Below are 12,603 nucleotides of genomic sequence, written 5' to 3' on the forward strand. Positions count from 1 at the left end.
CCCGGGCCGAAAGTCCCTTCCTGCTCCCCCCGGAGCCGCTGCAACCGTCGCGCAACCTTCCTACGACCTCGCTGCTCCCCGGCGCGCCCAGAGTCGAGGACATCGCGGGTCGCCGAAAACTGGGCTCGCCGTATGCGCTTTCGCAGAAGCCCCGAGGGAGGCCCCTTCCATGTCGCCGCGGCTCAGCATCGTCGTACCGTTCCAGAACGTCGAGCAGTATCTGGAGGAGTGCCTGCAGTCCATCGCGCTGCAGACTTTCGAGGACTTCGAGGCGATCCTCGTCGACGACGGCTCCACCGACGGCTCGACGGCCCTGGCCTCCGAATACTGCCGCAAGGACCCCCGCTTCCGGCTCATCCAACAGGAAGCCCACGGGCCGGGGCACGCCCGAAACACGGCGATCCGAGCGATCGACCCTGACGCCGAGTTCCTCGCCTTCGTCGACGGTGACGACGTCATACCGGACTACGCGCACGAGCTGCTGATCGGCACCCTTGAAGAGAGCGGCTCCGACTTCGTCTCCGGCAACGTCCGCATGATGAACTCACGGACTTCGTGGCCCTCGAGCCTCCACCACGCATTGCTGCGCCGTGACCGGCGACGTACGCACATCACGCGCCGACACGACCTCATCTACGACCGGACCGTGTGGAACAAGGTCTTCCGCCGCTCGTTCTGGGACGGGGCCCGGATCTCGTACCCCGAAGGTGTCCTCTACGAGGACGTCTGGGTCAACCTCTACGCGCACTACAGCGCCAAGTCCGTCGACGTGGTCAGCACCCCCGTCTACTTCTGGCGCCGACGCGACGGAGGCGCCGCGCCCTCCATCACCCAACGCAACCACGAGCTCGACAACGTACGCGACCGCATCGCGGCAGTGGGAAGCGTCAGCCGGTACCTCGGGGAACGCCCGGATGCCGGGTTCGCCGCGCACAAACGGCGATACGACGAGGCGGTGCTGAAGTCCGACCTGATGATCCACCTGAACGCGCTGCCTGACGCCGATGAAGCCTGCCGCGCCTACTTCCTGGAGCATGCGGGCGCCTTCCTGGACGCCGCCGCTCCCGACATCATCGACAGCCTCCCCGCGGCCGACCGGGTCAAGTGGCACCTGGTCCGAGCGCACAAGTTGGACGAGCTGCTCGAGGTGCTGGCCTTCGAGCGACGCGGCGGCCCGATCCCGGTGCGCCGCCGCCTGCGCCGACACCTCGACTACCCGTATCTCGGGGACCGTTCGGTGGGGGTCCCCAAGCGCGCCTACCGCCTGGGGTCCGAGTTCACGATGCGAGGTTCTCTCGCCTCCGCCCAGTGGGAGGACGGCAAACTGAAACTCACCGGACGCGCGTACATCCGCAACCTCAACATCCACAAGCGCCACCACACCATCAAGGCGCTCGCGCTGCGGAACACCAAGCTGTCCCGGCGCCCCACGGTGCTGCGGGCCAGGACGACATACACCCCGGAGGCAACCGAGTACTCGGGCCAGAACCGCTACAGCTACGACTGGTCGGGGTTCGAGACGACCATCGACCCGGAGCGCCTCAAGCGCAAGGGCAAGTGGGTCGAGGGCACGTGGGACGTGGCTGTGGGCGCACTCAGCCGCGGCCTGTTCCGGTACAAGAGTGTCATTGCCGGTGACTCGAACACGGCCTCGCACCCGGCACCGTTCTACGTGGAGAAGAACACCCGCGTGGTGCCGCTGTTCGTCGACGGCTCGCTCAAGATCCGGGTCGAGCGCGTCCGTTGCCGCATCACCGCTCACACCTTGCGCGGCGAGCACCTGGAACTACGCGGCGTGCTGCTCGCCGACGACACCCCGGCAACGGGGACGCTGCGTCTGCGTGCCCTCACCGGCGCGGCCCAGTGCGACGCCGAGGTCTCCTTCACTCCGGGCGGCCGGGGCTGGAGCACGTTCCGCACCCGTGTCCCACTGGCCGAGCTCGTCCCGCAGTCCCGCCGCGGCACCGCGGACAATGTTCCCAAGTCGTGGGGCACGGGAGCCAATGGCTGGAAGAGCACCTTGCACATACCGGGCCGCAAGCGTCCGCTGTATCCCGTCGTGGCGCGCGACACCCCCACGGGTGTGTACCCCGCTCCGGACCTGCCCGGCGGGATCGCCGCCGGCCGTGAAGTGGTGGTGCACAGCAACGCCCAGGGATTCCTCGTATTCTTCGAGCGCACCGCCGCCCCCGTCGCCGACACATGTTTCTGGGACGAGGCCGGGAACCTCACCGTCGAGGGCGACTTCCCCGGCTACGAGAACCTGACCGAGCAGCAGCGTGAGCACCTGTGTCTCGTGGTCCGTTCGCGGGCCAAGCGCGAGGAGCAGCGCTTCCACGTCCGCTGCTCCGGCGGACGTTTTCGAGTTGCGCTCGACCCGGCGCATGTCGAGACCCTCAATGGTGCGGCACCCCTCGCCTCCGGCCGTTGGGACTTCGACTTCCGGCTTGTGCAGCCCGCCGACGCACCCCCGCACGACGTCGCGATGAAGGTTCACCGCGACCTGATCGACGCAATGCCCGTGAAGGGCACATCGCGTGGCCGCGATTACTCGGTCCAGACGCAGTGGCACGACCGGTTCACCTTGATGGCGCACTCCACGATGCCCGTGGAGGGCCGTGGCCCTTATCGCCAGAAGCTGCTCCGCACCCGGCACTACCCCGAAAGTCGCCGACTCCCCCTGCGTGAAGCGGTGTTGTTCGACAGTTTCCGTGGCACCCAGATCTCCGACAGCCCGCGGGCCATCTTCGACGAACTCACCCGCCGCGGCACCGATCTGGAACTGCTCTGGGTCGTGCGCGACGACCAGGTCCAGGCCCCGCCGAACGCCCGGGCCGTGCTCATGTGGTCCCCGGAGTGGTACGAGGCTCTGGCTCGCAGCCGTTACCTCGTCTTCAACAACCACTTCCCCCGATGGTTCCGCCGTCGCGACGACCAGGTCGTCGTGCAGACATGGCACGGCACCCCGCTGAAGAAGATCGGGCACGACATCGACTCGCTGCACTTCGCCGACCACGACTACCTCGAACGCCTGCCGACCGAGGCCGGACAGTGGTCGATGCTGATCTCACCGAACAGGTTCTCCACTCCGATCCTGCGCCGCGCCTTCGGGTTCGAGGGCGAGATGCTGGAGACCGGCTACCCCCGCAACGACGTCCACCACGGTCCCGACCGGGCCGAGCGGGCCGCCGAGGTGCGGCGCCGCCTCGGCCTGCCGGAAGGCAAGCGCGTCGTGCTCTACGCCCCGACCTGGCGCGACCATCTCTACTACGCTCCCGGAAAGTACAAGTTCGACTACCGCATCGACCCCGACGAGGCACGACGCCAACTCGGCGACGATCACGTCCTGTTGGTCCGCAGGCATCCCAACGTGGTCGACCCGGTGCCCGGCGCCGGCGACGGCTTCGTCTGGGACGTGACCGCCTACTCCGACATGGCCGACCTCATGCTCATCACCGATGTGATGGTCACGGACTACTCCTCGCTGATGTTCGACTTCGCGAACACCGGCCGCCCGATGCTGTTCTTCACCTACGACCTCGACCACTACCGCGACACCCTGCGCGGGTTCTACTTCGACTTCGAGGAAAACGCTCCGGGTCCGCTGCTCTCCACCTCGCAGGAACTGATCGAGTCCATCCGCGACGTCGACCGGCTGCACCGTCGGCACACCTTCCAATACCGCCGGTTCCAGCAGCAGTTCTGCGACCTGGAAGACGGTCACGCGGCACGCCGAGTGGTCGATCACCTGCTCGGAGAGGCCGCGCCGGACCACCAGGAGCCGGCCCGACGGCACCACATCGCACCGCAGGCCACCGACCGCTCACTCGCGGCCTGAGCCGCCCCGCAAGAAAGGCCCCGCACGATGGCCACCACGCCCCCGATGACGTCCATGACCTCCCAGGGCCGCCGCCTGTTCACCGGCACCGACACCTCGGGGGAACTCCCCGTCGAGTACCGGTTCCGTCCGGCTCGAAACGGCAACCGGCACCTCGTCGTCGTCTTCGCCAACTTCGACGCCCCGCAGGACTACGGCTGGTCCAACGGTGTCCTGGACAACCTGCGCGCCAATGTCCTGTGGATCCGCGACCGCTTCGACGGCCACAACAGCTACTACCTGTGCGGGAACGGAGACTTCGCCGTCGAACGTTCCGTCCTCGCCACCGTCGACCGCTTCCTCGACGCCTTGGGGCTCACCCGCGACGGCTGCACGCTACTGGGCAGTTCAAAGGGCGCGAGCGCGGCGCTCCACTACGGGTTGGCGTACGGCTTCAAGAACATCGTGGCCGCCGCGCCGCAGTTCTCGATCGGGACGTACGTACGGGAGGTGCACCCCCGCACCGCCCGCGCCATGATGGGCGACGACTTCGGCGAGGGCGACGTGCGGGAGCTCGACGCGCGCCTGCCGGATCTGGTCGGAGCGGAGCTCCATCGCGGCGCGAACATCTATCTGCTGTCCTCCCCCGCCGATGCGCAGTACGCCTCCCAGATCAGGCCCCATCTGCTGCATTTCGACGGCTACGACAACTTCAACTTCATCTTCACGGACTCGCCCTTCGTGCCCGACCACACGCGAGTCGCCGGCCGCAACGTCCCCGTCATCATCGGCATCCTCAACCTCCTCATCGACGGCATCGCCCCGCGCATCGGCTTCGTACGCAACGGATACGAGGACCCCGCGGCCGACCGCACAGCCCTCGACGCCCACCTCGAAGCCACCGCCGCTCCCGGCACCTGGGTGTCTCCGCCGGTGGTGACGACTCTCGCGTCCGGCGAGACCGTGAACTTCATGGGCACGGCCCGCGAGGCCGTCACGGTGCAGTTCTGGGAAAACGGCCGCTACGTAGGCAAGACCGGCGTCGGCGCCGACGGCACCTGGGCATGGAAGCGCGACACCGCCTGGCCCACGGGCCGGCACACGCTGAGGACCTTCGCGACGAACGCCCACGGCGTCGAATCCGAACGCACCACGGTCACCTTCACCACTGAGGCCGTGGACGCCCACGTGTGACGCGGCGACCGCCTACCTCAGCCACCGTCCACCACCCCTTGGATCAACTCCGCCGCCCTCCCCGCCCCTCCCTCCGCATGGAACCGCCGCCCCATCCCGGCCGCCGCCCCCGCCATCCCCGCGTCCCCCAACACCCGCTCCACCGACGCCCGCAGCGCGGCGGTCGGTACGGGGCGGTGGGAGAGGCTCTGGCGGAGGACCACCGCCGCGCCGCGCTCCGCCACCGCCCGTGCGATCAGCAGTTGCTCCACCTGTTGCGGGACGACCACCAGAGGCACCCCGCAGTGGAGGGACTCGAGCGCGCTGTTCATGCCGCCGTGGGTGACGAACACCGACGCCTCGCGCAGGACCGCGAGTTGAGGGACCGTACGGCGGGCGAGGGTGTTCGGCGGTGTGGTTCCCAGGTCGGCTGGGTCGACCGCGCTGCCGGTGGCGAGGACCACGCGGACCGGGAGGTCTCCGAGCGCGGCGCAGCAGGTGCGGAAGAAGGACGCGCCGCCGTCGTGCAGCGTTCCCAGCGATACCAGGACGACCGGCTGCCCGCCCGAGAGATGGGCGGAGAGTTCGGGGTCCAGTGGTGTGGATACGGCGTCCGGGGTGGTGGTCGGGCCGGTGAAGCGGCAGCTGGAGTCCAGGCGCGGGTCGGGTGACTGGAGTTCCTCGGGGATCGGGAAGAGCGTGAGGTCGCCGCGCAGCGGCAGCATCGGCGAGGGCGGGACGGCGGCCGTTCCGAACTCCTTGACCAGCGCGCGCCGGGCCCGCAGCGCGGCGGGCATGTCGCGCAGGGTCGGACCGATGGCCGTCACGTTCTCCCGGACGGTGAGGGCCTTCACCGCGCCGGCCCCGACGAGGAACGTCGTCATGAAGGACACCGTGGGCAGGCCCAGGGTGGTGGCGGCCAGCCGCCCCCAGAGCGCGTTCGAGTCGTGCATCAGGGCGGTCGGGCCCAGCGCTCTCGCCTGTTCGACGACGAACGGGACGAGCGCCGAACACGCCCTCAGCACCTTCACCACCACCCCCACACTGCTGCCGGCCCTGGTGGCCTCCGCGATGTCACGGGATGTCAGCACGCCCTCGGGGTAGGGCACGAATCCCGCGCCCGTGGCCCGGATGCGGTCCTCGAATTCGGCGTCGCACAGGTACACGACGTCGACTCCGGCGCCGACGAGTTCGGTGACGACGGGGAGGGTGGGGATGACGTGGCCCGCGGCCGGCATGCCCGCGATCAGCAGAGTGGTCATGGAATCGACCATAGACACCGCGGTCCGCCGGCCCCGCCTCAAGGGATGATGAACGGCATGGAGTTGAACGGGGACAAGGTTCTTCTGCGATCAGTGGCCGACCACGAGATCGAGATCCTCGCCGGGATCGTGCGCGAACCGGAGGTCGCGGCGTGGTGGTCGCCTCCGGACGCCTACGAGGACATGCTCGTCGTCGTCCACGAGGGAGAAGTCATCGGCGCGATCCAGTTCGACGAAGAGGACGACCCGGAGTTCCGGCGCGCCGGCATCGACGTCTTTCTGACGGCGCGGCAGCACGGGAAGGGGCTGGGGACCGACGCGGTGCGCACGCTGGCCGGGTGGCTGGTGCGGGAGCGCGGTCATCACCGGCTGACGATCGATCCCGCCGCGGCGAACACCGTCGCGATCCGCAGTTACCGCAAGGTCGGCTTCAAGCCCGTGGGGGTCATGCGGGCGTACTGGCGCAACCATCGGACGGGCGTCTGGGAGGACGGGCTGCTCATGGATCTTCTTGCCGAGGAGCTGACCTGACCGGCTCGGTCCTGGGCAGCGGCAGGTACGCGCCCTTCGCCAGGATGCGGTCGATCTCGCGCCCCTCGGTCACGGTGACGCGCCTGTGCGGGAGGGGCACGCCCACCACGTGTGCAGGCGGCGGAGTTGGAGGTCCACGGCCGCTTCGCAGGCGAGGCAGAAGTCGTCGGCCCCGCGCCGCCCCTGGGACCGAGAAGGACCAGCGCGAGGGCGACGGCCACGGCCGGCCACCAGAACGGCGCGAGCGCGGCGTAGGGAAGCGTCCAGGCGACGCGGACCGCGGCGACCCGCTCGTCCACCAGGGCGAACCGGATCCCGGAGGACAGCGGCGACAGCATCACCCTGAGCGAGGTACCGATGCACCTGCCCCGTGTCCAGGAACCGGAACTGCCGGTGCCGCGCCACGCGCCGCCCCCACACCCCACCCAGCACTGCGGCACCCGCAGCCAGTACCGCCACGGCGATCAGCCGCTTCCCCCTTGCCACGGGAGGGATGATACGGCGCGGGCGAAAGCTCCGCTGGGACAGCTGAAACAACCGGTCAGGGACAAATGAAACAACCGGTCGGGGACAAATCGGTCACGCCGGGAACAGCCGACCCGCCCCGGGCGGTTGCATCTGCCGAGGGCGCGGCACGACTGCCGCCGCACCCTCCTACCAGACATGTTTTCGCAGGAGGCCCCTTTCATGACCGAACGACCCTTGACGCTCATGGCCGTGCACGCCCACCCCGACGACGAGGCCACCAGCACCGGAGGGGTCCTCGCGCGATATGCGGCGGAAGGCATCCGCACGGTGCTCGTGACCTGTACCGACGGCGGTTGCGGTGACGGGCCGGGAGGCGTGAAGCCCGGCGAACCCGGACACGATCCGGCGGCCGTCGCCAAGATGCGCCGCCAGGAACTCGAGACGAGCTGCGAGGTCCTGAAGATCAGCGACCTGGAGACGCTGGACTACGCCGACTCCGGGATGATCGGCTGGCCGAGCAATGACGCGCCCGGATCGTTCTGGCAGACCCCCGTGGAGGAGGGCGCCGCGCGTCTCGCGGAGCTCATGCGCCACTACCGCCCCGATGTGGTCGTCACCTATGACGAGAACGGTTTCTACGGCCACCCCGACCACATTCAGGCCCACCGCATCACGATGGCCGCGGTGGAGATGACCGACCTGACACCGAAGGTGTACTGGACGACGATGCCCCACTCGGGGATGCAGCGGTTCGGCGAGATCATGCGCGAGTTCAACGAGGACATGCCGGAGCCGGACCCGGCCGAGGCCGCGGCGCTGGCCGACATCGGCCTCCCCGACGACGAGATCACGACGTGGGTGGACACCACCGCGTTCAGCGACCAGAAGTTCGACTCCCTGGCCGCACACGCCAGCCAGGGCGAGAACATCTTCTTCCTCAAGATGGGCAAGGAGCGATTCGGCGAGCTGATGGGCCTGGAGACCTTCGTCCGCGTCAAGGACACCACCGGGGCGCCCCTCCCCGAGAAGGACCTCTTCGCCGGGCTGCGCTGAGCCACGAGGTCATCGGCTCCCAGCCGCACTCCCGTCCGGGCGGAGCCCGAAGGCGTCGCCCGGACCGCCGTCCTCAGCTCCCGGACGGCTCCGCCACCTGCCCGGACGCCTCCGCCCCTTCGCGGGTCCCCGCCGCGTACAGATCGCGGCGGAAGGACTCCCGGATCGTGTAGACCGCGATGAAGGTCAGGACGGAGAGCAGGAGGATGTACGCGGAGACCGACCAGGACGAGCCCGTCGCGGCCAGCATCGCGGTCATCAGGAACGGGGCGAGACCCCCGGCGAGCACCGAGGCGGTCTGATAGCCGAGGGACGCGCCCGAGTAGCGCACCTCCGCGGGGAACATCTCGGCGTACAGGGCGGCCTGCGGCCCGTACATGGTGGCGTGGATCGTGAAGCCGATCAGCAGGGACAGGAAGGTCAGCGGCGCCGATCCCGTGTCGATCAGCCAGAACAGGGGGAAGGCGAAGAGGCCCATGAGCACCGCGCCCGTGAGGTAGAGCTTGCGGCGGGACCAGCGGTCGGAGAGGGCCCCGAAGAACGGGATGGTGACGATCTGCGTGGCGCCCGCGCCGAGGACGCAGAGCAGCGTGGTGGTGCGGGAGAGCCCGGCGTGGGTGGTGCCGTAGTCGAGCATGCCGCTGATCAGGATGTAGAACGTGGCGTTCACGACGAAGAAGGCGCCGGACGCCTGGAGGATGGCCCGCCAGTGGTGCCGTACGGCCTGGCGCAGCGGGGACTTCCGGGCCCCGGCGGCGTGCTCGGCCTGGGCCGATCGGTCGCGCATGGCCCGGAAGACCGGCGAGTCCTCGATCTTCAGCTGGACGTAGAGGCCGACGGCGACCAGGGCGAGGCCGGTGACGAAGGGGATCCGCCAGCCCCAGCTGGTGAACGCCGACTCGGACAGGGTCGCCGTGAGCAGAAGGAAGACGGCGTTGCCCGCGACCGCTCCGATGATGGCGCCGGTCTGGACGAGACTGCCGTAGAAGCCGCGCCGTTCCACGGGCGCGTGCTCGGTGAGGAGCAGCGCGGCGCCGCCCCACTGGGCGCCGACGCCGAGCCCCTGGATCAGGCGGAGGAACACGAGCAGGACGGGTGCCCAGATGCCGACGGTGGCGTACGTGGGGAGCACCCCGACGCCGAACGTCGCGACACCCATCACCACGAGCGCCCCCACCAGCGGCGGTTTGCGCCCGAACCGGTCGCCGAGGTGGCCCGCGACGATCCCGCCGAGCGGCCGCGCGACGAAGCCCACGGCGAAGGTGGCGAACGAGGCCAGGGTTCCGGCGATGTCGCTGAAGGACGGGAAGAAAAGGTCGCCGAGGACGAGTGCCGCTGCGGTGGCATAGATGAGGAAGTCGAACCACTCCAGCGCCGTGGAGAGGACGGCCGCGCCCGCGAGTCTGCGCATTCCGTTGCTGGTCACCGCTGTTCGCCTCCTGTCAGGAGCTGCTGGGCTTGTTCGCGGAGCGCGGCGGCCCGGATCTTGGTGCCGTTCGTGCCCGAGGTGGTGGGCATGCGGTCCAGTACGTGCACGGCCGCCGGAACCTTGAAGCGGGCCAGGCCCTCCGCACACCACTCACGGAGCCCCTCGGGCCCGGTGGGTGTGTCCAGAACGACGAAGGCGACAGCCTGCGGGGCACCGTCCTCGCCACGCGCGCCGACGACCTTCGCGGTCCGTACGGCGGTGTGCGCGGCAAGACGCTGCTCGATCTCCGCCGGATCGACGAGGAAGCCGCGCAGCCGCAGCACGTCGCCCATCCGGCACACGTACTCGACGGCCCCGTCCTCCGCGAGTGTCGCCAGGTCCCCGGTGCGGAACCATCCGTCGGCGGTGAAGGCACGCTCGGCGGCCTCCGGGTCACCGAGGTAGGCATCGACCACGTTGGGGCCGCGCAGCTGCAACTCGCCCTGGGCGCCCGGCCGTACGGGGTCGTCCGTCTCCGGGTCGACGACCCGTACGGCGATGTCCGGTGACACCGGATGGCCGCCGCCGACCCAGCGGCGCGGCGCGGGTTCGCCGGGCGGCCAGCACAGGGCGAGGGCGAACACCTCCGAGGAGCCGTACACACCGGAGGTGTGCGTCCCGAACTCCTTCTGCGCCCATGCCGCGATGTCACGCGTACGACCGAGGAAGTCGGCCATGCCGAGCCAGCGCAGGGTGGACAGGTCCCGCGGTGCGCGACGCCATGCCTCGACGATCCGCGAGACCATGTCGTCACCGCCCACGAGATGGGTCACCCCGTGCCGGGCGAGACCGGCGAGGGCCGTGTCCTCCTGGAAGACCGGTTCGAGGAGGCAGGCGGCGCCGCCGGCGATCGCGGCCATGGCGGTGGTGAAGCCGAAGGTGCCGGAGAGCGGGAGGATGCAGCCGACGACGTCGCCGTCCTCGATGCCGAGGGCTCGGGCGTCGGCCTCCGCGTGGGCGACGACGGCGGACTCGCGGTGCGCGGCGAGCTTGGGTCGGCCCGTGGAGCCGGAGGTGGTGAAGGCGACGGTGAGCTCGTCCCCGGTGTGCGCGGGCGCGGCGGTGGTGTGTCCGGTGTGGGCAAGGGTGTCTTCAGTGTGCGTGGGCGCCGCATTGGTGTCTCCGGCGGCACGGGGTGTCCAGGCGCCGGCTCCCATGTCGTACGCGGAGGGGTCGGCCGGCGGGTCGATGGCCGGGCCCGGGACGACGGCGACCACGGGGGTGGGCGCGGTGGTGCGGGGCAGGGCGCGGCGGAGGATGCCGACCAGATCGAGGCCGTGGAAGTCGTGCGCGAGGGCGAGCACCTTGGGGCGGGCGCGGTCCAGTACGTGCACCAACTCGTCCACGTTGTAACGGGTGTTGACCCCGATGACGTGGGCTCCGAGGCTGGCTGCGGCGAACTGCCAGGCCAGTGCGGACGACCAGTTCGGCAGCCAGACCGCCACGCAGTCGCCCCGGCCGACACCGACGTCGGCGAGTTCCGTACGGAGCCGGGCGGCGCTCAGCAGGAACTCCCGGCGGGTGACGGCCGCCCGCTCGCCGTCGGCCCCCGCGTCGATGGCGAGTACGGCGTCGGGGTCGCGGTCCACGAGTCCGGACAGGAGGTCGGTGAGGGTGGTCATCGGAGTCCTTTCACCGTGCGGGTGGGCGAAACGGTGTTCCCGTGGTCGAAGAGTCCGGCAGGGTGCGGGGTAGGGCTCAGCCGACCGCGGCGCGGTCCCCGGACAGCCGCTTCAGCCAGCCGTCGAGGAGGCCCGCGAAGCCGTCGATCTCCTCCATCGGGTAGTGGCCGACACCCGGGAGCAGCGCGTACTGCCCGTGCGGCAGCGCCTCGGCGGTCCGCCGCACCTGTTCGAGGTCGAGCCACAAGTCGTCCTGGCCCGCGACCAGTTGAACCGGGCAGGCCACGGCTGCGAGTGCGTCCCGTACGTCGTGCGTGCCCCAGCCGATCAGGTCGGCGTTGGAGACGGCGGGATCCTCGCGGCGGTGCATGGTGGCGATGAGTTCGGCCGTGGCGGGCGGCACGGCGGAGCCGACGACGGCGAGGGTGCCGAGGTAGGTCCGGTCGGAGCGGCTGGGTGCGGCCAGATCCTGCATTTCCCGGCGGAGCCCTGCCACGTTGACGCGGCCGGGACCGGCCTCGGCGGCCAGGGCGACGGCACCCGCCAGCTCGTCCCCCGCACGTACCGCCAGTTCGAGGGCGATCTTGCCGCCGATGGAACACCCGACGACGTACGGACGCTCCAACTCAAGTGCGGTGATGAGCCGTTGACACCATTGCGCGTACTGGGCCAGGTCCTCGACCGGGCCGGTGGGGGCGGGCTCGGAGCGGCCGTGGCCGGGCAGGTCCGGGATGATCACGCGATAGCCGAGCGCGGCGAGCTCCTCAATGGTGCGGCGCCACTGCACACCGCTCTGCCCGGCGGTGTGCAGGCAGAGCACCGGGGCGCCATCCGCCGACCGCTCGTCGCAATCCTCCTCGGCGTACGCCTGCTCGACGTAGCCGAGCGATCCGTCGATCTCCAGGTAGCGGGCTTCGTGCCGGATGCGGGTCATGCGCGCGCCTCCTCGGCCAGTGTCCGTGCCGCGTCCGTGATGAGGTGCAGGACCTTGGTCAGGCGCAGGTACTCATAGGCGTCGCCGGCCGCGTGGAACTGCCCGCGCATCATGCGCGCGACCAGGTCGTTGCGTTCTCCGGTGAGCAGTTCGGCCCAGGTCAGCTCGTCGGCGGCGAGGGTGAAGGTCGGCCCGTGCGGGGTGCGGCGGGCGACGTCGATGATGCGGCCGAGGTAGACGCGCAGCTGCACCTCGCTGTCTCCCGCCCTGAGGCC

At 70.0% G+C, this 12,603-nt stretch carries 9 protein-coding genes; 4 read left to right on the plus strand and 5 right to left on the minus strand.

Going from position 1 to position 12,603, the window contains the following annotated elements; translation table 11 throughout:
• Nucleotides 1–169: 169 nt before the first annotated feature.
• Together ACYSUO_RS09225 and ACYSUO_RS09230 are read left to right on the plus strand one after the other, a co-directional pair.
• A complete protein-coding gene (locus tag ACYSUO_RS09225) occupies nucleotides 170–3,838 on the plus strand; it encodes a bifunctional glycosyltransferase/CDP-glycerol:glycerophosphate glycerophosphotransferase (protein WP_461775563.1) in 3,669 nt (1,222 codons plus the stop codon).
• A gap of 27 nt (nucleotides 3,839–3,865) precedes the next feature.
• Nucleotides 3,866–5,011, plus strand: coding sequence for an Ig-like domain-containing protein (locus ACYSUO_RS09230; protein ID WP_461775564.1), 1,146 nt, complete (start codon nucleotides 3,866–3,868; stop codon nucleotides 5,009–5,011).
• A 17-nt stretch (nucleotides 5,012–5,028) separates the two neighbouring features.
• Here ACYSUO_RS09230 and ACYSUO_RS09235 read toward each other — a convergent pair whose 3' ends face one another.
• Entirely contained in the window at nucleotides 5,029–6,252 is a 1,224-nt protein-coding gene (locus ACYSUO_RS09235) for a macrolide family glycosyltransferase (RefSeq protein WP_461775565.1), read from the minus strand.
• A gap of 57 nt (nucleotides 6,253–6,309) precedes the next feature.
• On the opposite strand from ACYSUO_RS09235, the gene aac(6') reads away from it, so the two are divergent.
• Complete coding sequence (gene aac(6') / locus ACYSUO_RS09240; RefSeq protein ID WP_461775566.1) at nucleotides 6,310–6,783, plus strand: aminoglycoside 6'-N-acetyltransferase; 474 nt, start codon at nucleotides 6,310–6,312, stop codon at nucleotides 6,781–6,783.
• Between the two features lie 687 nt (nucleotides 6,784–7,470).
• Nucleotides 7,471–8,304 (plus strand): PIG-L family deacetylase, encoded by an 834-nt coding sequence (locus ACYSUO_RS09245; RefSeq protein ID WP_461775567.1) that lies wholly within the window; start codon nucleotides 7,471–7,473, stop codon nucleotides 8,302–8,304.
• Between the two features lie 73 nt (nucleotides 8,305–8,377).
• On the opposite strand, the gene ACYSUO_RS09250 is transcribed toward ACYSUO_RS09245, so the two are convergent.
• From ACYSUO_RS09250 to ACYSUO_RS09265, 4 genes are all read right to left on the minus strand, one after another.
• A complete protein-coding gene (locus tag ACYSUO_RS09250) occupies nucleotides 8,378–9,730 on the minus strand; it encodes an MFS transporter (protein ID WP_461775568.1) in 1,353 nt (450 codons plus the stop codon).
• Entirely contained in the window at nucleotides 9,727–11,394 is a 1,668-nt protein-coding gene (locus tag ACYSUO_RS09255; RefSeq protein ID WP_461775569.1) for an AMP-binding protein, read from the minus strand. Before ACYSUO_RS09255 ends, ACYSUO_RS09250 begins: the two co-directional genes overlap by 4 nt.
• Before the next feature lie 76 nt (nucleotides 11,395–11,470).
• On the minus strand, nucleotides 11,471–12,328 hold the full coding sequence (locus tag ACYSUO_RS09260) for an alpha/beta fold hydrolase (protein WP_461775570.1): 858 nt from the start codon (nucleotides 12,326–12,328) through the stop codon (nucleotides 11,471–11,473).
• Nucleotides 12,325–12,579 (minus strand): hypothetical protein, encoded by a 255-nt coding sequence (locus ACYSUO_RS09265; RefSeq protein ID WP_461775571.1) that lies wholly within the window; start codon nucleotides 12,577–12,579, stop codon nucleotides 12,325–12,327. Before ACYSUO_RS09265 ends, ACYSUO_RS09260 begins: the two co-directional genes overlap by 4 nt.
• Between the last annotated feature and the right edge of the window lie 24 nt (nucleotides 12,580–12,603).

The organism is Streptomyces sp. UC4497 (genome assembly GCF_054871485.1).